The following is a 23770-nucleotide window of genomic DNA, read 5'->3' as shown; positions in this document are numbered from 1 at the left end:
GCGGAGAGCAGCCATGAAGACGATCGATCTCAATTGCGACCTCGGCGAAGGTTTTGGCGCGTGGGAGATGGGCAACGACGCTGCCATGATCGACCTCGCGAGCTCGGTCAATGTCGCCTGCGGCTTCCATGCCGGCGATCCCGACATCATGCGCAGGACGGTCGAGCTGGCGAAAGCGCGCGGTGTCTCGGTCGGCGCCCATCCCGGCTATCGCGACCTGCACGGTTTTGGCCGACACCCGATCGCGGGGCTGATGTCATCCGAGATCGAGAATCTCGTCGCCTATCAGATCGGCGCGCTGCAGGCGATCGCCACCGCGGCCGGTCACAAGGTGACGCATGTGAAAGCGCATGGCGCGCTCTCCAACGTCGCCTGCGAGGACGACATGACGGCGAAGGCGATTGCCGCCGGCATCAGGGCGGTCGACCCCGGCCTGATCTTCGTCGTACTCGCCAACTCGAAGCTGGTGAAGGCCGGCGAAGAGGCCAACCTGCCGATGGTGCACGAGGTGTTCGCCGACCGCGCCTATGAGGACGACGGCAATCTGGTCTCGCGCAAGAAGCCCGGCGCGGTGCTGCACGATGCCAAGGCGATCGCCGATCGCGTGGTGCGCATGGTGCAGGACGGCGCCGTGGTGTCGGTGACAGGCAAGGTCATCAAGATGCGCACGGACACGGTGTGCATCCATGGAGACACGCACGGCGCGGTCCAGATCGCGCGCACCTTGCGTCAGTCGTTGAAGGATGCCTGCATCGAGGTCGCGCCGTTCAAGCGCGGCGCGTGATCAGAATGGGTGCACCGATAACGTGCCGAACACGAGTGCGGCGATGACGGCGAAGGCGCTGTAGAGCCCGATGTGACGGGCGTTCGCCGCGGTCCGACGCGAGAGCGAGCGCGCGTAGAAGTGCAGCCTGGCTTCCGCCGATAGTTCGCGCATGGTCGATCTCCAACGCCGCATGTGCGGGATTATGAAGGATCGACCCCGGTGGTGGGCAAGATCGCCGCGCAAATATCGATAGCGATCTCTGAAGACCGCACATCGTAGTCACAAATTCTCTTCACCCGCAGGTTCCGAGAATCTTATTTGTTAAACCCGAGCCAGCTGGAACCGGCTCGGATGACACGCGAACGACAGCGGGAGAAGGGCCTAGTAGACGTCAGCCTGGAACCGGCCCTTCTTCTTGAGATCGGCGACAAAACTGACGGCCTCGTCGGTCGAGCGCGCCCCGAACTGGGCGACGATGTCGACCAGCGCGCGCTCGACGTCCTTGGCCATGCGCTTGGCATCGCCGCAGATGTAGAGATGCGCGCCCTCCGCAAGCCACGTCCAGACCTCGCGGCCGAGCTCGCGCATGCGGTCCTGCACGTAAAACTTCTTCTCGCCGTCGCGCGACCAGGCGAGCGACAGGCGCGTCAGAAGGCCTGAGGTCTTCATCGCGTTGAGCTCGTCGCGATAGAAGAAATCGCAATCGCTGCGCTGATGGCCGAAGAACAGCCAGTTCTTGCCCTGCGCGCCGGTCGCTTTGCGGTCGAGCAGGAAGGCGCGGAACGGCGCAATGCCGGTGCCGGGACCGATCATGATGATCGGAATCTTCGGATCTTCCGGCAGACCGAAACCATGCGCCTTCTGCACATAGACCTTGAGCTTGTCGCCCTCGTTGATGCGCTCGCCGAGGAAGGTCGATGCGACGCCGAGGCGCTTGCGCTTGCCGACGACGTAACGCACGGAATCCACCGTCAGCGACAGCTTTCCGGGCGTCGCATTGTGCGACGACGAGATCGAGTAGAGCCGCGGCTGCAGCGGCTCCAGCGCCTCAACGAAGGCTTCCGGATGCGGCCGCGTGCCGGAGAATTTCTGCAGCGCGGCCATGACGTCGAGCGTTGCCGCATCGCCATCGGGATCCTCGCCCTGCGCCAGCGCCCGCGCCTTCTCGCGCTGCGCGCCGCCGGTGATGAAGGAGAGCAGCTCGAACAGCTTGTCGGGTGCCGGCGACAGCGAGACGTCCTCGACCAGCGCCTCGCGCAGCGTCTTGTTGTTGACCTTGGTCGTGTGGGACGCTCCGAGCAACGCGATGATCTGGTCGACGAGGCCAAGGTCGTTGCGCGCGAACACGCCAAAGCTGTCGCCGACGACATAGTCGAGCTTGCTCTCGGAGAGATCGAACTCGACGTGATAGGTCTCCTTCTCCGAGCCGCTCTTGTTGAGCAGGCGCCGCGACAGGAAGGTCGCTTCAGCCGGATTTTCGCGGGCACGGCCGAGCTCGGCTTTCACCTCCGGCGCAGCCGGTACACTCGCGGTTGCTCGCCCCTGCCGCAGGTTTTGCGGCCGGCGCCTTGTCGATCTCCTCGAAGAGCTGCTTGAGCATCCGCGCCGTCTCCTTGCCGCCGGGGGCGCAGAGGTTGAGGCGTGCTTCGCTCTTGTTGGCGATCGAGTCCGAATAGTCGGCGCAATTGTAGCCGCACTGGCCGCAATCCTGCTGCGCCATCGCCGCCATCATGCGGCGACGGAGCGGACGTCCTTCCGCGAGCTTCATGCGGTCGGCGATCGCCATCGCCGGATCGTGCCAGGGCGCCTCGCCATCATCGCCGTCGCCTTGCGGCGCGACCATGCCCCCGTTCTCGATCGGAGACAGCGCCGTCGAGCCGTCGAGGCCGAGCATGCCGACGAGAAACCCGTTCAGCCACAGCCGCTGGTCTTCGCTGAAGGGTGCATTGGCCGGAATGATCTCGATCTTGGGAGGCACGGACATCTGGGTCATGCTGCTAGTTCCGCGTCGGCGAGTTTGCGCAGGGCTTCGCCGTCATGGCGACGGGAGAAGGTCAGGAACGTCTCTTCGGGCGAGGAACGGTTGGCGAGATAGGCCTTCAAAAGCCCCTCGACGGTCTTCGGCACGTCCTCGGCCTTCAGATCGTGAAACACTTCCTGCCCGATATCGGCATCGGGACCGAAGCCGCCGCCGGTAAAGAGGTGATAGCCCTCGGCCTGGTCATCCTCCGTCGCACCCGGCACCTTGGCCGCGATCAGGCCGATGTCGGAGATGTAGTGCTGCGCGCAGGAGTGATGGCAGCCGGTCAGATGGATGTTGAGCGGCGTATCGAGATTGATGCGCTCGTCGCACCAGTCGCCGATCGCGGCGGCATGACGCTTGGTGTCGGAGGCCGCGAACTTGCAGCCGGCATTGCCGGTGCAGGCGATCAGGCCGGCGCGCACGTTCGAGACTTCGGTGGCGAGGCCGAGCTTCCCGACCGCGGCGGTAACGAGCGCGACGCTCTCGTCGCGCACGCCCGAGATCAGCAGGTTCTGCCAGACCGTGAGGCGGATATCGCCGTCGCCGAGATCCTGCGCAATCTTCGCGATGCCGCGCATCTGCTCGCAGGTCAGCTTGCCGACCGGCAGCGCCACGCCGACCCAGTTGAGCCCGGCCTGTTTCTGCTTGTGCACGCCGATATGGGCCATGCGGTCCGACAGGGGGCGCGGCAGAAGCGCCTCCGCCGGCACACGCGCGAACGGTTTGTTGAGGCGCTCCTCGACCAGCTTGAGAAAGCCGTCGTGCCCCATATTGTCCAGCACGTATTTCAGCCGCGCCTTGTTGCGGTTGGTACGGTCGCCGTGCTCGATGAAGACGCGCACGATGGCATCGGCCACGGCGGTCGCATCTTCAGGACGAACGACGATGCCGGAATACTTCGCAAAATCCTTGTGACCGGTGATGCCGCCGAGGCCGAGCTTGAACCAGATTCCGGGTTCGACGCCAAAGCCCTCCTTCACCTCGACCGCGGTGAAGGCGATGTCGTTGGTCTCCTCCAGCGCGGCGATTTTGCCGGCGCCATCGAAGGCAACGTTGAACTTGCGCGGCAGGCCGAACAGCGAGCGGTCGTTGAGGATGTGGTAGTGCCATTCGCGCGCGTACGGATGTGTGTCCAGCAGCTCCTGCGGATCGATGCCGGCCGTCGGCGTACCCGTGACGTTGCGGATGTTGTCGGCGCCCGCACCGCGCGAGCACAGGCCGATATCCTGGACGCCCTCGATCAGCGCCACCGCGTTCTTCGGCTCGATCTCGCGGATCTGGAAATTGGCGCGGGTAGTGACGTGAGTGTAGCCGCCGCCACAGCTTTCCGCGATGTCGGCAAGCCCCGACATCTGCCAATGCTTCAAAATACCGTTGGGAATGCGCAGGCGCGCCATGTAGGAGGTCTGCGCCGGAGCCACCCAGAAGATGCCGTAATAGCGCCAGCGGAAATTGTCCGCCGGCGTCGGGCTGGCGTTGTTGCGCGCCTGGTCCTTCAAGTGATCATAGGCATCGAACGGATGCAGCTCGCGCTTGAACTTCTCCTGGTCGGCGAGCTTCTTGCCCGCCGCCGTGAGCTTGTCCTGCGCCTTGATATGCGCCGCGTCAGGGCCGATTGGCTCGGCATTGCCAGCAGGCGCACCGCCGGCTGCAAAGGCGCGCCCGACACGTCCGACCTGCATGCCGGACATGAAACCTTCGAGATAGCGCTTCTGCTCGTCGGAGAAATCGGCCGTGGGTGCTGTATCGAGTTTCATGGGCTGAATCGACCTACTCTGCTGCCTGGACCGCGACCTGCGCGACATCGGCCGTGGTCTTGGCGGGCTTGTACGTGGCGTAGAGCGCAAGGCCGGTGAAGATGAAGCCGCCGACGAGATTGCCCAGCGTCACCGGGATCTGATTCCAGATCCACCAGTCGGAGAGGCTGACCTTGGCGCCCAGCAGCATGCCGGTCGGGATGACGAACATGTTGACGACGGCGTGCTCGAAGCCGAGCGCGAAGAACAGGAAGATCGGCAACCAGGTCGCCGCGATCTTCCCGACCGTAGACGTCGAGGTCATCGCCATGACGACGCCGAGGCATACCAGCCAATTGCAGAGGATCGCCTTGACGAAGACCGAGACCATGCCGGCGGTGCCGATCGCGGCATTGCCGATGGTCTTGGCTTCGGCCACCGCAACGATCCGGGCGGCGACGCCGGCGACTTCGACCTTTCCCATATTGGTGAGCGAGATCGCGATCAGCGCGCCGAAGGCGAGGCTGCCGAGCAGATTGGCGACGAAGACCCAGGACCAGTTGGCGATCACCGCATTCCAGCTCGCCTTGCCCTCGAGGCGCGCCAGCGGAATGATGGCGAAGCTGCCGGTGACAAGCTCGAGGCCAAGCAGAACGATCATCACGAGGCTGACGGGAAAGATGAGCGCGCCAACGAGGGGCTGGCCGGTGGTGAGAGCGCCGCTGAAGGCGAGCGTGGTGGCGGCGCCAAGCAGCGCGCCGGAAATCGCGCCGCGGATCATGATGTCGCGCGGGGCAAGTGCCAGCTTCTTCAAGCTGGCATCGACCATCGAGGCCACAACGTCGGAGGGTTTCGCGTAATCCATATCGAAGCTCCAGCTTGCCGCGCGAAAGGCGGCGTCAACGGGTTGAACGGACGTTGATCGCTGGGAGCCGGTTGGAGGCGCATCAGCGCCAGGCCGGAACCCGGAACGATCCGATCAGCTTCGTTGCTGCGGAAATCCACCATGGACTGGAGCCGCCGGCGCCCACGCCGGGCGGCTTGGGTCCTCCCTATTCAAGGAGTGTGCCAACGCAGCACAAACTGCAAAGCAACATAAGGTCAACGACTTAGGCTTGTGTGCAGCGCATGAAGTGGACCGCAATTCATGCTGCTTCGGGCAGCAATGGCCCAAAGATTAAGCTTCGAATCGACGTGATTAAACAATGAGCAGGTTCTATGGAGCCTTTTTCCGGACCTCAAACGAGGACAGATAGCCGCTGAGATCTGCGGGATCGAAGGCCGGTCCGGCAAAGGCCCTGAATGGGGCATTGGCCTGACCGTCTCCGCCGCGCCCTGAGGCAGCATCGTAGAGGTCCGGCCGGAACACGGCCATCGCGGTCTTGAGCGCCTCGGCGCTCAGCGCCGTTCGCCCCCAGCGCACCATCTGCGCATAGAGCCAGGCAGCCTGGACCGGCTCTGGGCGCCCTGCCCCTTCGCGTCCGACCAGCAAGTAGCGACCACTTTCACGGAACGTGTCGTCGGGCGAAATCTTCAGCCGTCCCGTGAGTGTGCGCTGGATAACTTCGGCATCGACGCCGATCCGCTCAGGCTGCGCCAGGATCTGCGACGTCTCGGCGAGGTTTGCAGGCTGCTCGATGAAATCGGCCGCTTTCACGGCCGCGCGCACCAGTGCCGCGACAACGTCCGGGTGCTTGTCGGCCCAGACCTGGCGCACCGCCAGCACCTTCTCTGCTGCGCGCACCAGGATGTCGGAGACGAAATGCAGGATGTGACCGATGCCGAGATCGACCGCGATCGAATTCCAGGGCGCGCCGACGCAGAAGGCATCGACGTGGCCGCTCTTGAGGCTGTCGACCATGTAGGGCGGCGGCAGCACAACCAGGCGCACGTCCTCGTCCGGATCGACGCCCGCCGCCGCCATCCAGAACCGCAGCTGATAATTGTGGGTCGAGAACGGAAAGGTCATGCCGAAGGTCAGCGGCTCGGCGCCGGCTTTGCGCCTGATGGCGACGACCTTCGCCAGCGCCTTTGCGGTCGCGAGCGGATCGAAGCGATCGCCGTCGATCTCCTCCATCAGGGCGGCAAGGAGTGCCGGCGACACCGTGATCGCATTGCCGTTGATGCCGAGGTTGAAGGGCGCGACGATCGGCACCTTGACGTGACCGAGCCCGAGCGAGGACGCGATCGCCACGGGTGCGAGCAGATGTGCAGCGTCGAACAGGCCGATGTTGAGCTTGTCGCGCACGTTGGACCAGGACACCTCGCGCACCAGCTCGACCTCGAGCCCTTCGGCTGCGGTAAAGCCCTTGTCGACGGCGACGATCAGGGCGGCGGCATCGACCAGCGGGATGAACCCGATGCGGAGGGGTGCGGTCATTTCAGCATCTCCGACGCAGTGATGATCGACTGCGCGATTTCGCCGATTTTCTTCTTCTCGCGCATGGCGGTGGAGCGCAGCAGCACATAGGCCTCGTCCTCGGTGAGCCCCTTGACCTTCATCAGGATGCCCTTGGCCTTTTCGATGATCTTGCGGTCCTCGAGCTGCGACTTGGTCCGCTCCAGCTCCTCCTGGAGTTTCGCGAAAGCGTTGAAGCGCGACACGCAGAGATCGAGGATCGGCTTGATGCGCTCCTTCTTCAACCCGTCGACGATGTAGGCGGACACCCCGGCCTCCACGGACGCCTGGATCGAGGATGAATCGCTCTGATCGACGAACATCGCGATCGGCCGCCGCACGGCGCGGCTGACCTGGAACATCGCCTCCAGCACGTCGCGGCTGGGGTTTTCGAGATCGATCAGGATGATGTCGGGATCAACGGCGTAGATGCGCGCAAGAAGGCTCTGCATCTCGCGGATATGGACGATCTGCGTGAATCCGGCCTCCCGCAACCCCTCCTCGAGAATCGCAGCCCGGATCGGGCTCTCGTCGACAATCACGATTTTAGGCGACTGTTCGGCGCTCATTGCTCACTCGCAACCAGGCGATTCATCCATAGCATGCCGAACGGCCCTGCAAAGGGTTGTAATTATGAGCAATTGGAACTAGCTCAAGCCTGTCAATCAGGCAGGTTTGGATATGGATCAGACGGCTGCGCCCAGGGTCAGCTTCTCTCTACGGAATCTTCGCGCCAACGATCGTCTTGTCGAGCAGTGGCATAGCAGCCAGCACCGCCGTCTCGGTGAGGCCGGAGACTGCTAGCCGCACGACATAAGAATTGCCGTCCTTGTCGAGATCGGCGTAGTGCGCGATGACTTCGATCGGCTGGTCCTTCAGGGCCGGATCGTCGTAGCGGTTGATAATGACCTTGGAGTTGACAGAGGGAAGCGTGGTTATCCTGGCGTTCTTGCCGGATGTCATCGTCCAATCCCGATCGCTGGCAGCGACCCACTGAACCAATTCGGTCCGATCCTTGTTGTAGCGGCCTTCCGCATAGATGATTGCATCGGCTTTGCCGAATTTCTTGCCGTTAGGCACGAACATCGAGGCGCCGTATTTGAGACTCGCGGCCTCATCCCTCGCCCACCCATCAGGTGCCTTCACGCGTGGCCGAAATTCCGGGCACAATCCTTCTTGCCGATCGCAGACATGGAGGATCTTGTCGACTTCAGCTCGCACCGGACACATCGCGCCATACAAAACTGTAACGAAAGCCATGCCGACGATGAAACGGCGCATCGCAATTCAGCTCCCTGGAATCAAGCAAGAAAGAGAATAACAACCAACACGTGCACGTTCGAGCAATTCGTCCGGCTCATCCAGTCGCGCAATCGGACCGAGCTTCCACCTCAGGGGCCCTCAGTCGGTCCATACCTCCCATATTGCCAGCCGATCGCCCTCATTTCATGCACGAACACTGCTTTAGCTTCGCTCCGCGCACCTTAGTTATTGAATTTCGTCATGGGACCAATTAGTTGGATCGCATATCCGAACAATTCAAATCCAGGTTCCAGGCGATTACATGGAAAGAGCGCCGCGCATTTCTTTTACCAGCCTGGGTTGCCCCAAGGCATTGGTGGATTCCGAGCGCATCATCACGCGCCTGCGCGCCGAGGGCTATGAGCTCGCCCGCAGGCATGACGGCGCCGATATCGTCATCGTCAACACCTGTGGCTTCCTCGACAGCGCCAAGCAGGAATCGCTCTCGGCGATCGGCGAGGCCATGGCCGAGAACGGCAAGGTGATCGTGACAGGCTGCATGGGTGCCGAGCCCGAGCAGATCGAAGAGACCTATCCCGGCGTGCTCTCCATCACCGGCCCGCAGCAATATGAGAGCGTGCTCGAAGCCGTCCATCGTGCGCTGCCGCCGGCGCATAATCCGCATCTCGACCTGGTGCCGCCGCAGGGCATCAAGCTGACGCCGCGGCACTATGCCTATTTGAAGATATCCGAGGGCTGCAACAACCGCTGCACGTTCTGCATCATCCCGAAACTGCGCGGCGATCTGGTCTCGCGTCCGGCCAATGACGTGCTGCGCGAGGCCGAGCGCCTGGTCGGCGCCGGCGTGAAGGAGCTCCTGGTGATCTCGCAGGACACCTCGGCCTACGGCGTCGATCTCAAATACGCCGAGAGCCCGTGGAAGGACCGCCAGGTCCGCGCCAAATTCCTGGATCTCGCGCGCGAGCTCGGCGAGCTCGGCGCCTGGGTTCGCCTGCAATATGTCTATCCCTACCCGCATGTCGACGAGGTCATCGCGCTGATGAACGAGGGCAAGGTGCTGCCCTATCTCGACATCCCGTTCCAGCATGCGAGCCCCGAGGTGCTGAAGGCGATGAAGCGCCCGGCCGCACAGGACAAGACGCTGGCGCGCATCAAGCGCTGGCGCGAGGAATGCCCCGATCTCGCGCTGCGCTCGACCTTCATCGTCGGCTTCCCCGGCGAGACCGACGCCGACTTCGCCTATCTGCTCGACTGGCTCGATGAAGCCGAGATCGATCGTCTCGGCTGCTTCAAATACGAGCCGGTTGCGGGCGCAACGTCGAATGCGCTCGAAGGTGCCGTGCCCGCCGAGATCAAGCAGGAGCGCTACAACGCGCTGATGGCGCGCCAGCAGAAGATCTCCGCGCGCCGGCTGAAGCGCAAGATCGGCACGCGCCAGCAGATCATCATCGACGAGGTCGGGCCGACGGTGGCCAAGGGCCGGTCCAAGGCCGATGCGCCGGAGATCGACGGCGCGGTTTATCTCTCGAGCCGCCGGCCGTTGCGCGTCGGCGAGATCGTCACCGCGAAGATCGAGCGCGCGGACCAATACGATCTGCACGGCAGCGTCGCAGGATTCTGAGGTACTCCGTCAATGCGAGCGCAGCGGAGCAATCCAAAGTCTTTCCGCTGAGGGATTCTGGATTGCCTCGCTGCGCTCGCAATGACGATGCGGAGGCAATCACACTAGCCATTTCGGGACCCAGCGCTCCGGGCGCGGGGCGCGGGCGAGATCGGCTTGAGCCTCAGACAATTGCGCCGGCTCGCCCTCGATGGTCGGACGCACATCGTATTCGAAGTTCGGCATGACGCGGCCATCGGCATAGAGACCGAATTTCATCGCGTACCACAGCCCGAGCTCGGGCTGCGCGCGGCGCATCTCCTCGCGCAGATCGCGCAGCAGGGATCGATCGAGGCGGCCTCCTCGAACGGCTGCGGCCCGCGCGACAGGACGCGCGCCTCGTATTGCTTGCCGACGATTGCGACCTCGAAATGCGTCTTGTCCCAGGCGTTCTTGCCCACCGGCAGATGCGCCGCGAGCCGCCAGCCCAGCTCGGCCATCAGGCGGTGATTGGCCCAGTATTCCTCGCGGTCCCGGCTCCACTTCTCGACGAAGCCACGGAAGTCGGGCAGCTCGCATGCACCGTCCTCGCACGTAACAGGCGCGCCGGTCGGTTGTCGGGCGAGCCATTGCGCAAGCTCGACCGTCTGGGGCTCGACCTCGTCATGCGGCCGCAGATCGTGCCAGGCCTTGTCGAATTGCTGCGACGTCAGTTTTGCAAGCAGCGCGTCGAGAGACGGCGCGAGCAGTTCGTAATTGCCCTCCGAGCCCAGCCCCACGATCGGAGGATCGTCACGGTCGAGGCCGGCGCCGTACCATCCGCCGACGGCCCAGCCGTCCGGCAGGCGCATGAAGAGCGCGAAGCGATCGCGCAGCGGACTGCCGTCGAAGATCGGGGCCTGGTCCGAGAACTGGCCTTGCAGCGAGAAGCATCCAACGCTGCCCCACGCGCGCCCGTTGAGCCAGCCGGCAAAATCCAGCAGCAAAGGCGGCGCCTCGATACCCGGCGGAAACGCGCCGCGAATGCTGTCGAGGTCGATCGGATAAGGCGTCTCGGACAAGGCTGAAAACTGTCTGGTTGGTCCCGTCCCTCTTGGTGTGTCCCGGCCCGCCGCCGGTTCGAACCAATTCACGTTCCGAGATCACAAACGCGCCAGAGGCTTGTTGGTTTCTCCGCAGCAATCAAATGACATGCATTCACGCGATCAATCCCGGCATCGCCGATAGCTTCGCGCCTTACGGCGTTCGGTAGCTCCCGCTTGACAAGCAAGGCCTTTCGGCTGTAGGGACGCGGCCCATGATCAATTCCCGGACCCATTTGCGCCAGGCCATGCGTCGTCGCTCCCGCGACGATGATGGGTTGCGCCATGTCCGACGACGCCGCTGAACCAGTAAATTCAGCACAGTTTTCGAGAAGGCCGCACCCGCAAAGTGCGGCCTTCTTGCTTTTCGCGTCCCTTTTCACCCGCCCCCAGATCTTCGCTACCTCAAGAGGAGTTCGACATGACCACCGCCACCCATCCGTATGACGCGCTGATGGACATCACCGCACGGCCCAAGGCCGTGTTCGTCCGTGGCGCCGGCTCATACCTCTGGGACGACAGCCGCAAGCGCTATCTCGATTTCGTGCAGGGCTGGGCCGTGAACTGCCTCGGCCACTCCCCGCCGGCGGTTGCGGATGCGCTGGCTTCGCAGGCCAGGCGGCTGCTCACGCCGAGTCCGGCCTTCTACAACGAGCCGAGCCTCAAGCTCGCGCAAGCGCTCGTCGAGAACAGCGCGTTCGACCAGGTGTTCTTCGCCAATTCGGGTGCGGAGGCCAATGAGGGCGCGATCAAGCTCGCGCGCAAATATGGCACCCTGCACAAAGGCGGCGCGTTCGAGATCATTACGTTCGAAGGCGGCTTCCACGGAAGGACGCTGGCAACCATGTCGGCTTCGGGCAAGAAGGCGTTCGAGCCGCTGTTCGAGCCGAAGGTTGCCGGCTTCAAGAAGGCAAAGCTCAACGATGTTGCCTCGGTCGAGAAGCTGATCGGCAGCAACACCGTTGCGGTGATGCTCGAGCCGATCCAGGGCGAGTCCGGGGTGTGGCCGGCGACCGATCAGTTCTTGCGTGAGCTGCGCGCACTCACCGAGGCGCACGGCCTGCTGCTGATTTTCGACGAGATCCAGACCGGCATGGGCCGGACCGGAAAGCTCTTCCACTATGAGCATACAGGGATAGCGCCCGACATCATGACGCTCGGCAAGGGCATCGGCGGCGGCGTGCCGCTCGCAGCACTGCTTGCGACCGAACGCGCCTCCTGCTTCCAGCACGGCGACCAGGGCGGCACCTTCAACGGCAACCCGGTTATGTGCGCGGCCGGCCTTGCGGTGCTCGATGCGGTCGGCAAGCCGGAATTCCTGAAGTCGGTCACCGAGAGCGGCCTGCTGCTCGAAAGCGAGCTGCAAAAATCTCGGCGCGGCACGGCCTCGGCGGCGTGCGGGGACGCGGGCTGCTGCTCGCGCTCGACCTCAAGCTGCCGATCGCGCCCGACATCGTCGCGCAGGCGTTCGAAGCCGGCGTGCTCCTCAACGCACCGCAGCTCGACGCGCTGCGCTTCATGCCGGCGCTCAACGTCACCAAGGGGGAGATCGCCGAGATGATCGATTGTCTCGATGGTATCCTAACCAAGGCCGGCGCGGCACGGAGGGTTGCGTAGAGACGGCCTCGTGCCCCGGACGCAGCGCAGCGCCCCTTCGGCGGTGCGCTGCAGAGCCGGGGCCATCACCCGCGCCGGATGCCGCATCTGGGTCCCGGCTCTGCGCCGCAACGCCTGCGCGTTGCAGCTTGTCCGGGACACGAGAGCGGATGACGACGGAAGACTACGGCTTCAAAATCGACGCGCCGGTCGTGTTGCGGCTTTCGAGATCGATATGCGCTTTCGCGGCGTCCTTGAGCGCATAGGCGTGGTTGATCGGCACGTGCAGCTTGCCGTTGATGACGGCGGAAAACAGCGTGTCGGCGCCTTCCAGCAGTTCGTTGCGCGTGCCGACGTAGTCGTTGAGCTTCGGCCGCGTCGCAAACAGCGAGCCGTGATTGTTCAGTTCGGCGATCGAGAACGGCGGCACGGGGCCCGACGCGTTACCGAAAGAAACGAACATGCCCCGTGGCTTCAGGCAGGACAGCGAGCCCGGGAAGGTGGCCTTGCCGACGCCGTCATAGACGACGTCACAGCCCTCGTTGCGGCTGATCTGTTTCACGCGCGCGACGAAATCTTCCTCGTTGTAGAGGATGACGTGGTCGCAGCCATTCGCTTCGGCAAGTTCGGCCTTCTCGCGCGAACCGACGGTGCCAATGACGTGGGCCCCGAGCGCCCTCGCCCATTGGCAGGCGAGCAGGCCGATGCCGCCGGCGGCGGCGTGGATCAGCACGCGATGATGCGGCTCGACCTTGAAGGTCTTGTGCAGCAGGTACCAGACGGTCAGCCCCTTGAGCATCAGCACGGCGCCCTGCTCGTGGGTGATGTGGTCGGGCAGCTTGACCAGCTTCTCCCAGGGAATGTTGCGCTCGCTCGTATACGCGCCGAGATTGTGGTAGTAGGCGACGCGGTCGCCGGGATGGAAATTCGTCACGCCCGGCCCGACGGCTAAGACCTCGCCTGAGGCCTCGTTGCCGGCAATGAAGGGCAGACCCGGCGCCTTGTAGAGGCCGGTGCGGTAATAGACGTCGATGAAGTTCAGGCCGACAGCATGCTGGCGGATACGCACCTCGCCGGCAGCAGGCGCCGGGACGTCGACGCTCTCATAGACCAGCGCTTCGGGGCCTCCGACCTTGTGCACACGGACGGCTTTGGTCATCACCTGACCTCCTCTTCTCCAAGGCCAGCGAAAGACATACCGGCCGCCTTGTCAACTTGCCCCAAATTGGAGCGATCAGACGGACGGCCTGCTGGCCTTCTTGCGGTTGCGCTTCGCCAGCACATTGAAGAACTCGACGGCCGCCGAGAACGCAATTGCGAAATAGATGTAGCCGCGCGGGATGTGGAATTTGAATCCGTCCGCAACCAGGGCGACGCCGATCAGCACCAGGAATGCCAGCGCCAGCATTTTCGTGGTCGGATGCTCCGCGACGAATCGCGCCACCGGTCCCGACGAAATGTACATGATCAGGCAGGCGATCACGACGGCCGCGATCATGATCTCCAGGTCCTGCGCCATGCCGATCGCGGTGATGATCGAGTCCAGCGAGAACACGATGTCGATGACGATGATCTGGACGACCACCCAGAAAAAGGCGCTGCCGCCGGATTCCTTCTTCCCCTCGCCGCCATCGGCCTCGACCTCGGCATGGATCTCATGCGTCGCCTTCGCGATCAGGAACAGGCCGCCGCCGATCAGGATGAGGTCGCGCCATGAGAAGTCGTAGCCCGCAAACGAGAACACCGGCGCGGTCAGGCCGATCAGCCAGACCAGCACGCTGAGCAGGATGATGCGGAACACCAGCGCCAGCACCAGCCCGATCTGGCGCGCGCGATGGGCCTGCGGCTCGGGGATGCGCGAGACGATCACCGACAGGAAGATGACGTTGTCGATGCCGAGCACGATCTCGAGCGAGGTCAAGGTGAGCAGCGCGGCCCAGGCCTCCGGGCTGGTCAGCAAATGCATCATGCGAAGAACCTTGCGAGGCGGATCAGCGCATCGCTGAACACGATCCAGAGCGCGATCGCGCAGAGCGCAACCGTCACCCCGGCGCCGACGCGAAAATCCATCGCCAGCACGTAGAGCCCGAGCAGCGACCAGATCGCAATCAGCGACATCGTCAGCCAGCGCAGCCGCACGACGCGAACCGGATGCAGCACATGGAACGGCACGAAAGTCAGCACCACCAGCGCCGCGACCAGCAGCGTCGACGAGAACGGCGGCCAGTGCAGCAGAAACAGATAGAACGCCGCCGCATTCCACAGCGCCGGAAAGCCGCGGAAATGATTGTCATCCGCCTTCATGCGCAGATCGGCGAAATATAATGCGCTGGTGACGATGATGGCGATGCCGAGCAAGGGCGCCGCCACCGGCAGCAAAAGGCCGCTCGCCACGATCGCATAGGCCGGCACGAAGACATAAGTGACGAAGTCGACCACGAGATCGAGCACGTCGCCCGACCAGTTCGGCTGCACGTTCTTGACGTCGAGCCGGCGCGCGATCGGCCCGTCGATCGCGTCGATGATCAGGGCGACGCCCAGCCAGCCGAACATCGCCGCCCAGTGCTCGCGCACCGCCTCCAGCATCGCCAACAGCGCGATCGCCGCGCCGAAAGCGGTGAAGATGTGCACCGAAAACGCCGCGGCTCGGATCGCGGGCGTCGGCTTGAGGGAATCCTCTTGGCTGTCCATCTGAGTTTCCATGGCTCCTGCTACCAGAACGGGACCGGTTTGCACATCCGCCGTCGCGGCATTGCGTCGCGCAATTCGTCATAAAACCAGGCAAGACAGCTGGGCTTGTATTTGCCGCAGGGCGTGTCAAATGTCGTTCCATGACAGACGCATCCACACCCTTCGACGTCAGCGTTATCGGCGGCGGACCGGCAGGCCTTGCGGCAGGAATTGCATTGGCACAGGCCGGCGCGCGGACCGCGCTGCTGGCACGGCGCCTGCCCTACGCCGACAATCGCACCACCGCGCTGCTGGGTGCCTCAGTCGATCTCCTGGAAAGCCTCGACGTCTGGCCGCGCTGCCGGGACAAGGCGGCGGCGCTCGTGGTCATGCGCCTCGTCGACGATACCGGGCGGCTGTTCCGCGCGCCGGAGGTTCGGTTCTCCTGCCATGAGATCGCGCTCGACGCGTTCGGCTACAACATCGACAACCGTTCGCTGATGCTGGCGCTCGAGGCGCGCGCGGCCGAGCTTCCCAACCTCGTCCGCTTCGACGACGAGGCCGAGAACGTCGTCATCGAAGCCGATGACGTCGCGATCCGCACGGCTTCCGGACAATTCCTGACCGCGCGGCTCGTGGTCGGCGCCGATGGCCGGCACTCGCTGTGCCGGGAGGCCGCCGACATCGCCGTGACGCGGCGCGACCTGACGCAGACGGCGCTGACCTTCAACGTCAGCCACGCCCGCCCGCACCGCAACGTCTCGACCGAGTTCCACACGCCGCACGGGCCCTGCGTATTCGTGCCCCTGCTCGGCGACCGTTCCAGCGTCGTCTGGGTTTCGGCCCCCGCGGAGGCCGAGCGGCTGCGGGGCTTGAGCGACGAAGAGCTCTCCGCCGCGATCGAGAAGCAGTCGCATTCCATTCTCGGCCGCATGACGGTCGAGCCCGGCCGAAGTTTGTTTCCGCTGGCGATCGAACGGCCAAACTCCTTCGCGCGCGACCGCATCGCGCTGGTCGGCGAAGCCGCCCATGTGGTTCCACCGATCGGTGCCCAGGGCCTCAATCTCGGTCTGCGGGATGCTGCCGACATTGCGAGGCTGGCTGGCGCGGCCATCGCATCGGGTCAGGATCCTGGCGCAGCCGACGTGCTCAAGCGCTACGACCGGGCGCGGCGTCCGGACATTTTAAGCCGGACCTTTGCGATCGATATCGCCAATCGATCACTGCTCAACGATTTCCTGCCGCTGCAGCCGGTCCGCGCGGTCGGCATGCACCTGCTCGGCGCCATCGGTCCGCTCCGGCGTTTTGCCATGCGCGAGGGGCTGACGCCGACGTGGCGCAAGTAGCCGCCGCGCTGGTCGCCGCTTACGGAAACACCAGCCGGCCGGTCTGGAGCAACCACATCACGCTGGTCAGCGTGACCACGGATGCGAACGTCCCGAGCAGGACGGCGACGGAGGCGGATTCGATCCAGGCATCGTTCTGGCGAGCAATCACGAACACATTCAGCGCCGGCGGCAGCGAGGCCATCAGGATAGCGGTCGCGGCCCAGGGCTGCGCGAACGGACCGAACGCCAGCATCAGGCCGAACGCCGCGAGCGGATGGATTAGGAGCTTCACCGCGATCACGCCCGGCACCTCCCAGGGCACGCGGTCGAACGGGCGCAGCGCCACGGTCACGCCGAGCACGAACAATGCTGTCGGAGCTGCCGCGTTCTGGAGGAAGGTGATGGTGCGGTCGAGCGCGACCGGCAGTTCGATATGGAGCGCGGCCACGGCTGCGCCAAAGCAGGCCGACATGATCAGCGGGTTGAGCACGATCTGCTTCAGCACGACGCCGAAGGCATGCACGATCGAGGGATGGTCGCGGTCGGACAGTTCGATCAGCAGCGGCACGATCGTGAACAGGAAGATGCTGTCGCAGCAGAAGATCAGCGCGGTCGGCGCCGACGCCTTCGGCCCGAGCACTGCGAGCGCGAGCCCCGGCCCCATATAGCCGATGTTGCCGTAACCGCCGGACAGGCCCGCGAGTGTCGCTTCCCGCAGCGTCAGGCCGCCGAGCAGCTTGCCGACGACCAGCGCGATCGTGAACGCGGCAACGGTCGACAGCGTGGTCGCGACCAGGAACGGCGGGTTGTTCAATTCCGAGAACGGCGTCTTCGACATGATCGCAAACAGCAGCGCCGGCAGCGACACGTAGAGCAGGAAGAAGTTCATCCAGGCGAGGCCCGATTCCGGTAGTGACTTGACTTTGCCACACGCGAAACCGACGAAGATCAAGCCAAAATAAGGTAATGCAAGATTGAGGATATCGACCATTGATGAAGCGTTTTCTGAAGACCCGGCGGCTATCTGCTACTTAAGCAGACATTAATTCCAAGTGAGGGCACTAGCATCGGCCACAATCCTGGTCTATCGACGGGGAATGATTAAAACGCGGACCGCCAAATTTCAGATCGGTCAGGTCGTTCGCCACCGGATCTTCTCGTTCCGGGGGGTGATTTTCGACATCGATCCGGAGTTCAACAACACCGAGGAGTGGTGGCTGTCGATTCCCGAGGAGGTGCGGCCTCACAAGGATCAGCCGTTCTATCATCTGCTCGCGGAGAATGCGGAATCCGAGTACGTCGCCTACGTGTCCGAGCAGAACCTGCTGCCCGACGAGTCCGGCGAGCCGATCCGGCATTCCCAGGTCGCCGAGATCTTCATCAAGAGCAAGGATGGCGGCTACCGCCCGCGCAATCCTTCGCTGAACTGAGCCGTCCGTCCCTGCTCGACCTGTCACCGCCGACAAGCGGCCCGCAAAAAAGGCGCTCGAACCGAGCGCCTTTTTCATGTCCGGGATCTGAGCCCGATTACTTCTGGGCCGTCGGAGGTGCGCCGGGTGCCGCACCCTGCTGCTCGAGCTTCTTGCGCTGCTCGTCAGCCTTCTTCTGAAGCTCTTCCTGAAGCTTCTTCTGGGTTTCCTCGAACACCTTCGGATCGGTCGGCGGACCGTCATAGGCTTTCTGGAATTCGCCCGCGAGCGGCAGCGGCAGGGTCAGCGGCGCACCGTTGGCGTTGATCGCCTGCACCACGAGGTTCTGGCCCTTCTTCAAATTGGCGATGAGTTCGGGCGTGGCTTCGTAGTCCGACATGCAGCCGTTCTGGAAGCAGATCACATACGGGCTCTGCAGCGGCGGGTTGTTGTCGACGATGATGCGCGTGCCGTGCACCAGCTGCATGCCAAGCGGCAGCGTCACGCGCAGGATCTTCTTCGGCTCGCCTTCCGGCTCGATGATCACAGCCGCGATGACAGGCTGGCCCGATTCGATGCGGCCGTCCTTGCCGGTAAAGCAGACCTGCTTGGCGTTGGCGTCCTGGCCCTTGAGGCAGAACTTGGTCCAAGGCGCGTAAATCAGCTGGATCTGCTGATCCGCGGGCTGGCCACCCTGCGCCGCCGGAGCGCCCGGCTGGGCGGGCGCCTGCTGGGCCTGGGGAGCCGGCGCGGGCGCCGGAGCCGGTGCCTTGGGCGCAGCCTTCGGAGCGGCTTTCGGGGCAATTTTCGGCGCGGGCGCGCCCGGAGCCGGAGCCTGGGCCTCGGCGGCAAACGGAACGACCAACGCCGTCGCCGTCAACAGGGCGAGAAGTCGCCCGCGCGGCCGGACGGACGCGGCCAAATAACGGAAATTCATTGCAGAAAACCCTTTCTGAACGGGAAGTGCCCGAACCGCTCCGAAGCACCGAAACAAGCCGCCTTGGGCGCGGCTCTCTCCCCGTCAATTGAGGCAGATGCGTGACGGGCTCGGCGCTCTTGCGCGATTGCGTGCCTTCTTAACGCGGTCGACGGAAAGATCAATGCCGACAAGCATTTTTGGCTGTCTCCGGACGGACGCTCAGTGAAATCCCTGTGATAGGATTCAGCCCTCGCCGGCCCTCGAATCAACGTGTCCGAATGTTCATGTTCCAGCGCCTGCTCGAGGGCCCCGGTGTCCGCCTCTGCAGCCTTGCCGCGGTCCTCAATAGCCTGGCTCTCACCGTCGGCCTGCCGGTCAGCGGCGCCAGGGCCGAGGAAGACCACGCAATCGCCATGCACGGCAAGCCGGCGCTGCCGGCCGATTTCACCCACATGCCCTATGCCAACCCCGATGCCCCCAAGGGCGGCCGGCTGACCTGGGGCCTCCTCGGCACCTTCGACAGCCTCAACCCCTTCATCGTCAAGGGACTGGCCGTACAGCCGATCCGAAACTACGTCGTCGAAAGCCTGCTGGCGCGCGGCCAGAACGAGCCGTTCACGCTTTATGGCCTGCTGGCCAAATCCGTCGAGACCGACGACGAGCGAAGTTACGTCACTTTCCGTCTCGATCCCCGCGCCCGCTTCTCCGACGGCAAGCCGGTGCTTGCGGAGGACGTATTGTTCTCCTGGCAGCTGCTGCGCGACCACGGCCGTCCCAACCTCCGGCAATATTACACCAAGGTTGGCAAGGCCTGGGCACCCGATCCCCTCACAATCCGCTTTGACATCACCGGCGCCAACGACCGCGAGCTGCCGCTGATCCTCGGCCTGATGCCGATCCTGCCGAAGCATGCCGTCGACGTCGCGACCTTCGAGGAGACGACGCTGACCGGGCCGATTGCCTCGGGCCCGTATCGCGTCACCGCCGTGAAACCAGGCGCCAGCGTGACGCTCTCGCGCAATCGCGATTATTGGGGCCGCGATCTCCCGATCAATCGCGGGCTGTTCAATTTCGACGAGATCCGGCTCGACTATTATCGCGAGGCCAACGGCCAGTTCGAAGCCTTCAAGCGCGGCCTCTATGATTTCCGCGTCGAGAACGAGCCGCTGCGCTGGCACGAAGGCTACGATTTTCCGGCAGCCAGAAGCGGCGAGGTGATCCGCGACACGATCAAGCCCGGCGTGCCGCAGCCCTCGGAATTCCTGGTGTTCAACACCCGCCGCCCGATCTTCGCCGACATCCGCGTGCGCCAGGCGCTGACGCTGCTGTTCGATTTCGAGCTGGTCAATCGCAACTATTTTTTCTCACTCTATTCGCGCGTCGCCGGCTATTTTGCGGGCTCCGACCTGTCGGCCTATGCCCGGCCCGCGGATGCGCGCGAGCGCGAGCTCTTAAAGCCTTTCGTCGCGCAAATTCCGCCTGAGATCATGGACGGCAGCTACCGGCTTCCCGTCACCGACGGCTCGGGGCGCGACCGGACGACACTGCGCGCAGCACTCAAGCTCTTGTCCGAGGCCGGTTACGATCTCGACGGCACCGTGCTGCGCAACAGTGCGACCAAGGCACCCTTCACCTTCGAGATGCTGGTGCCGACCCGCGACCAGGAGCGCATCGCGCTCGCGTTCCAGCGCGACCTCAAGCGCGCCGGTATCGCGGCGAGCGTGCGTTCGGTCGATCCGGTGCAGTTCGACCAGCGCCGGCTGTCTTACGAGTTCGACATGATCCAGAACCGATGGGACCAGTCGCTGTCGCCCGGCAACGAGCAATATTTCTATTGGGGAAGTGCTGCCGCGGACAGTCCGGGCACCCGCAACTACATGGGCGCCAAGGATCCCGCGGTCGATGCCATGATCAGGGCCCTGCTGGAGGCCCGTGATCATACGGATTTTGTCGCCGCAGTGCGGGCGCTCGACCGCGCTTTGATCGCCGGCTGCTACACAATCCCCCTGTTTAACGTATCCGAGCAATGGATCGCGCGCTGGAATCGGATAGAACGGCCATCGACCACTGCGTTGTCCGGCTATCTGCCGGAGACCTGGTGGTCGAAGAGTGAGCCTCAAGCCAGTCCAGCGAAGTGACGCCGTGAACCAGCCAGCCGTATCGCCGACGCTCGACACGCTGTTCCAGCGGACGCTGATGCGGCAGCCGCACGCGCCCGCTTTGCTCGATCCCCTCAACAAATCCCGCATCACCGGACACCAGCCGCGGCGGCTGACCTACGCCGAAGCCGACACGGCCATCGATGCGCTGTCGGCGCATTTCGTCGAATCGGGCCTGCCGGCCAATTCGGTGATCGCGATCCAGCTGCCTTCCACGGTCGAGTTCGTGCTGACGGTGCTCGCCGCCCATCGTGCCGGCCTGGTGGTCGCCGTGCTGCCGCTGCTGTGGCGGCAGGCGGAACTGGCAGCCGCACTCAACCGCACCGCGGCGCGCGCCATCGTCACCATGAGCAAGGTCGACGGCGTCAGCTATTCCGACCTCGCGATGCACGCCGCCGCCGAGGCCTTCTCGATCCGCCACGTCTTTGGCTTTGGTGCTGATCTGCCCGAGGGCATGGCCTCGCTCGACGAGGTGCTGGCGCGCCCGCCCGGCACCACGCGCGCGGTGATCCAGGACGGCCGCAAGGCGGCGATGATCTCCTTCGATGTCACGGCCGAGGGCTTCCGCCCGGTACCGCGGCCGCATTTCAGCCTGATCGCGGGCGGGCTTGCGATGTCGCTGGAGGCCGACATCCAGCAGGGTGCGACGGTGATGGCGGCGTTCACGCCGATGTCGTTCGCGGGCCTCGCCTCCTCGCTCGCAGTGTGGCTGCTTTGCGGCGGCACGCTGGCACTGCATCATCCGTTCGAGAGCGAGGTGCTGGAGCAGCAGATCAACGAGCACGCATGCGACGTGCTGATCGCGCCGGCCCAGCTTGCGCTGCGGCTTGGCGATTCCAGCCTCGCGGCACGGATGCCGACCTTGCGCAACGTCATCGGGCTCTGGCGCGCGCCGGAGCAGGTGGCCGCGAGCGAAGCCTGGATCGCGCCGCATGCGCCGCTTACGGACGTCTATCTGTTCGGCGAGGCCGGGCTGTTCGGTGCCCGGCGCGGCGAGGACGGCGTGCCGGTGGCGATGATGCCGGGACCGCACGGCGCCCCGCGCGAGCAATCCGGCTCTTCGATCGCGGGCGAAATCCTGCTGACACCGAAGGGCACGCTCGGCCTGCGCGGTCCGATGGTGCCGATCGCGGCTTACGCGCCGCCGCAGCCGGTCGGCGAGACGCTGATTGCGCAGCCGCCGCGCGATTATGTCGACACCGGCTACGCCGCGCGGATCGATCGCGCCAGCGGCGCCATCTGCATCACCGCGCCGCCCTCCGGCATCATGGCGGTCGGGGGCTATCGCTTCCTTTCCAACGACCTCCAGGAATGGGCACGCCGGCTCGGCCAGGGCGCGCTGCTGACCGCCCTGCCCGATCGCCTCTCGGGCCATCGGCTGGCCGGCCGGGCCCAGGACAATACCCGAGCCCGCGAGGCGCTCAGCGAGCTGGGCCTTAACCCCTTGATGGTCGAGGCTTTTCGCGACCGCTCGGGGCCGATCTAGGCGCAGTTTCGCCGAAACCATTGACGCTGCATTAAGGCGGCCGGACTAGATTGCGCAGCATCGATTGCGTGATCAGAGTATCCCATGTCCCAAGCGGGCCCGATCCTGTTTGTGTCCAATGCCGAGCGCCCCACCTTCATTGCGGCGCTGGACGAGGCCCGTCTCTTTCCCGTCGTCGACAGCGATTGGGCGAGCGCCGCACGCGCCGTCAGCGAGGTGCAGCCGGCCGCCGTCCTCGCCGCCATGTCCGCTGGACACGAGCCGCAGATGGCTTTGCTCGCCAAGAGGGTCGCCGATCAGCCGCTTTATCTCCCGCTGGTCGCGCTGGATGCGCAGGCTTCGCTGCCCCACAACGCCCTGCCCTTCGCCACGCGCGGCAACGCTGGCGAACGCCTGATCGCGCGCTTGCGCGCCGCGATCCGCATCCGCACGCTGCACGCGACCGTGCTGCGCCGGCTGCCCGAGGCGAAGGTGGCGGTGCCGGAGACCGATCCGGTGCGCGATGCCGTCGTGCTCTTGATCGGCCGCGGCGCAGCCTACCCTGCGCTCTCCGTCGCACTCGGCGAGCGGACGGGTGTGGTCGGCGCGCTCTCGATCGAGGCCGCGGCAAAACACCTCAACACCCGGGACATCGATGGCGTCGTGCTCTCGGACGGTTTCACCCCGCGTGTCACCGATGCCTTCCTCACGGTGCTCGCGGAGGATACGCGCTTCCGCAACCTGCCCGTGGTCGTCACCGCGCACCAGCTCACCCAGAGCTACGACCTGCCCAATCTCGAGCTGATCGCAGGCGAGCCTGCCAAGGTCGCGGCCAATGCGCTGCCGCTGATCCGCCAACACGCGATCGAAGCGCAACTGAGCCGCACGCTGCGCTCGATCGACGCGGGCGGCTGGCTCGATCCGCGCAGCGGCCTGTTGACCGTGGAAGCTTTCGCCCGCGATTTTGCCAAGGCGGTCGAGCAGACGCTCGCCCGCGGCGGCGGCCTGTCGGTGGCGCGCTTCGCCTTCGATCCCGGCAATCCTCGCGCGCAACTCGATGCCGCACGCATCCTCAGCCGCCTGATGCGGCAGATGGATTTCGGCACAGCGCAGAAGGACGGCTCGGTGATCGTGGTGTTCGCCGAGACCGACTTCCGCACGGCCCACATGATCGCCCGTCGCCTGTCGGCGGTGATGAAGCACACCTCCAACGGGAAGCACGAGATGCGCAGCGATCCCGTGGTCAGCGTAGATTCACTATCGCCGTCGGATACGGCAAGGTCGCTGCTCGGACGGCTGTCGGCTGACGCGTCAAGGGCAGCGTCGTAGCTACGATCTCGATCTCATAGGGGGCAA

Annotated in this window: 21 protein-coding genes and 2 pseudogenes; 8 read left to right on the top strand and 15 right to left on the bottom strand. The window is 64.6% G+C overall.

What is annotated here, in order from left to right; translation table 11 throughout:
• Window positions 1-13: 13 nt before the first annotated feature.
• Window positions 14-784 (top strand): LamB/YcsF family protein, encoded by a 771-nt coding sequence (locus ACTGJ9_RS24910; RefSeq protein ID WP_456673252.1) that lies wholly within the window; start codon window positions 14-16, stop codon window positions 782-784.
• Here ACTGJ9_RS24910 and ACTGJ9_RS24905 read toward each other — a convergent pair whose 3' ends face one another.
• From ACTGJ9_RS24905 to ACTGJ9_RS24875, 7 genes and pseudogenes are all read right to left on the bottom strand, one after another.
• Window positions 785-937 carry a hypothetical protein gene (locus tag ACTGJ9_RS24905; protein WP_456673251.1) on the bottom strand — a complete coding sequence of 51 codons (153 nt, stop codon included), beginning with the start codon at window positions 935-937 and terminating at the stop codon, window positions 785-787.
• Window positions 938-1147: 210 nt separating this feature from the next.
• Window positions 1148-2759 (bottom strand): annotated as a pseudogene (locus ACTGJ9_RS24900) (sulfite reductase subunit alpha).
• Window positions 2756-4546 (bottom strand): NirA family protein, encoded by a 1791-nt coding sequence (locus ACTGJ9_RS24895; protein ID WP_456673250.1) that lies wholly within the window; start codon window positions 4544-4546, stop codon window positions 2756-2758. Before ACTGJ9_RS24895 ends, ACTGJ9_RS24900 begins: the two are co-directional and overlap by 4 nt.
• A 13-nt stretch (window positions 4547-4559) precedes the next feature.
• Window positions 4560-5390 (bottom strand): formate/nitrite transporter family protein, encoded by an 831-nt coding sequence (locus ACTGJ9_RS24890; RefSeq protein WP_456673249.1) that lies wholly within the window; start codon window positions 5388-5390, stop codon window positions 4560-4562.
• A 351-nt stretch (window positions 5391-5741) separates the two neighbouring features.
• A complete protein-coding gene (locus tag ACTGJ9_RS24885) occupies window positions 5742-6905 on the bottom strand; it encodes a CmpA/NrtA family ABC transporter substrate-binding protein (protein WP_456673248.1) in 1164 nt (387 codons plus the stop codon).
• Window positions 6902-7492, bottom strand: coding sequence for an ANTAR domain-containing response regulator (locus ACTGJ9_RS24880; RefSeq protein WP_148772657.1), 591 nt, complete (start codon window positions 7490-7492; stop codon window positions 6902-6904). Before ACTGJ9_RS24880 ends, ACTGJ9_RS24885 begins: the two co-directional genes overlap by 4 nt.
• Window positions 7493-7640: 148 nt before the next feature.
• Window positions 7641-8069 carry a hypothetical protein gene (locus ACTGJ9_RS24875; protein WP_456673247.1) on the bottom strand — a complete coding sequence of 143 codons (429 nt, stop codon included), beginning with the start codon at window positions 8067-8069 and terminating at the stop codon, window positions 7641-7643.
• Window positions 8070-8487: 418 nt separating this feature from the next.
• On the opposite strand from ACTGJ9_RS24875, the gene rimO reads away from it, so the two are divergent.
• Entirely contained in the window at window positions 8488-9807 is a 1320-nt protein-coding gene (gene rimO, locus ACTGJ9_RS24870; protein ID WP_456673246.1) for a 30S ribosomal protein S12 methylthiotransferase RimO, read from the top strand.
• Window positions 9808-9906: 99 nt separating this feature from the next.
• On the opposite strand, the gene ACTGJ9_RS24865 is transcribed toward rimO, so the two are convergent.
• The 3 genes from ACTGJ9_RS24865 to ACTGJ9_RS24855 all read right to left on the bottom strand — a co-directional run bounded on the left by ACTGJ9_RS24865 (window position 9907) and on the right by ACTGJ9_RS24855 (window position 11155).
• Window positions 9907-10104 (bottom strand): hypothetical protein, encoded by a 198-nt coding sequence (locus ACTGJ9_RS24865; RefSeq protein WP_456673245.1) that lies wholly within the window; start codon window positions 10102-10104, stop codon window positions 9907-9909.
• Window positions 10062-10847 carry a hypothetical protein gene (locus ACTGJ9_RS24860; RefSeq protein ID WP_456673244.1) on the bottom strand — a complete coding sequence of 262 codons (786 nt, stop codon included), beginning with the start codon at window positions 10845-10847 and terminating at the stop codon, window positions 10062-10064. The genes ACTGJ9_RS24865 and ACTGJ9_RS24860 overlap by 43 nt, the downstream gene beginning before the upstream one ends.
• 68 nt (window positions 10848-10915) lie before the next feature.
• The gene (locus tag ACTGJ9_RS24855; protein WP_456673243.1) at window positions 10916-11155 is read right to left on the bottom strand and encodes a hypothetical protein; all 240 of its coding nucleotides are present in this window, start codon (window positions 11153-11155) and stop codon (window positions 10916-10918) included.
• Window positions 11156-11289: 134 nt separating this feature from the next.
• On the opposite strand from ACTGJ9_RS24855, the pseudogene ACTGJ9_RS24850 reads away from it, so the two are divergent.
• Window positions 11290-12485, top strand: a pseudogene (locus ACTGJ9_RS24850) (acetylornithine transaminase).
• 163 nt (window positions 12486-12648) lie between these two features.
• Here ACTGJ9_RS24850 and ACTGJ9_RS24845 read toward each other — a convergent pair.
• The 3 genes from ACTGJ9_RS24845 to pcsA all read right to left on the bottom strand — a co-directional run bounded on the left by ACTGJ9_RS24845 (window position 12649) and on the right by pcsA (window position 15155).
• On the bottom strand, window positions 12649-13623 hold the full coding sequence (locus ACTGJ9_RS24845; RefSeq protein WP_456673242.1) for a quinone oxidoreductase family protein: 975 nt from the start codon (window positions 13621-13623) through the stop codon (window positions 12649-12651).
• Window positions 13624-13698: 75 nt separating this feature from the next.
• Window positions 13699-14433, bottom strand: a complete 735-nt coding sequence (locus tag ACTGJ9_RS24840; RefSeq protein WP_456673241.1) for a TerC family protein — start codon at window positions 14431-14433, stop codon at window positions 13699-13701.
• Window positions 14430-15155, bottom strand: coding sequence for a phosphatidylcholine synthase (gene pcsA / locus ACTGJ9_RS24835; RefSeq protein WP_456673240.1), 726 nt, complete (start codon window positions 15153-15155; stop codon window positions 14430-14432). The genes ACTGJ9_RS24840 and pcsA overlap by 4 nt, the downstream gene beginning before the upstream one ends.
• Window positions 15156-15295: 140 nt before the next feature.
• On the opposite strand from pcsA, the gene ACTGJ9_RS24830 reads away from it, so the two are divergent.
• A complete protein-coding gene (locus tag ACTGJ9_RS24830; protein ID WP_456673239.1) occupies window positions 15296-16480 on the top strand; it encodes a UbiH/UbiF family hydroxylase in 1185 nt (394 codons plus the stop codon).
• A gap of 19 nt (window positions 16481-16499) precedes the next feature.
• On the opposite strand, the gene ACTGJ9_RS24825 is transcribed toward ACTGJ9_RS24830, so the two are convergent.
• Window positions 16500-17453, bottom strand: a complete 954-nt coding sequence (locus ACTGJ9_RS24825; protein WP_456673238.1) for an AEC family transporter — start codon at window positions 17451-17453, stop codon at window positions 16500-16502.
• 106 nt (window positions 17454-17559) lie between these two features.
• Here ACTGJ9_RS24825 and hspQ point away from each other — a divergent pair, with 106 nt between their 5' ends.
• Complete coding sequence (gene hspQ / locus ACTGJ9_RS24820) at window positions 17560-17892, top strand: heat shock protein HspQ (RefSeq protein WP_354138138.1); 333 nt, start codon at window positions 17560-17562, stop codon at window positions 17890-17892.
• Between the two features lie 97 nt (window positions 17893-17989).
• Here hspQ and ACTGJ9_RS24815 read toward each other — a convergent pair whose 3' ends face one another.
• Window positions 17990-18808: an invasion associated locus B family protein gene (locus ACTGJ9_RS24815; protein ID WP_456673237.1), complete on the bottom strand. Its 819-nt coding sequence runs from the start codon at window positions 18806-18808 to the stop codon at window positions 17990-17992.
• A 260-nt stretch (window positions 18809-19068) separates the two neighbouring features.
• On the opposite strand from ACTGJ9_RS24815, the gene ACTGJ9_RS24810 reads away from it, so the two are divergent.
• The 3 genes from ACTGJ9_RS24810 to ACTGJ9_RS24800 all read left to right on the top strand — a co-directional run bounded on the left by ACTGJ9_RS24810 (window position 19069) and on the right by ACTGJ9_RS24800 (window position 23743).
• A complete protein-coding gene (locus ACTGJ9_RS24810; RefSeq protein ID WP_456673236.1) occupies window positions 19069-20928 on the top strand; it encodes an extracellular solute-binding protein in 1860 nt (619 codons plus the stop codon).
• A 4-nt stretch (window positions 20929-20932) separates the two neighbouring features.
• Complete coding sequence (locus ACTGJ9_RS24805; protein WP_456673235.1) at window positions 20933-22435, top strand: AMP-binding protein; 1503 nt, start codon at window positions 20933-20935, stop codon at window positions 22433-22435.
• 84 nt (window positions 22436-22519) lie between these two features.
• Window positions 22520-23743, top strand: a complete 1224-nt coding sequence (locus tag ACTGJ9_RS24800) for a GGDEF domain-containing protein (RefSeq protein ID WP_456673234.1) — start codon at window positions 22520-22522, stop codon at window positions 23741-23743.
• Window positions 23744-23770: the final 27 nt, after the last annotated feature.

The organism is Bradyrhizobium sp. RDM12, from assembly GCF_051917485.1.
GTDB lineage: Bacteria > Pseudomonadota > Alphaproteobacteria > Rhizobiales > Xanthobacteraceae > Bradyrhizobium.
This window is presented reverse-complemented; position numbering and strand designations above follow the sequence as displayed.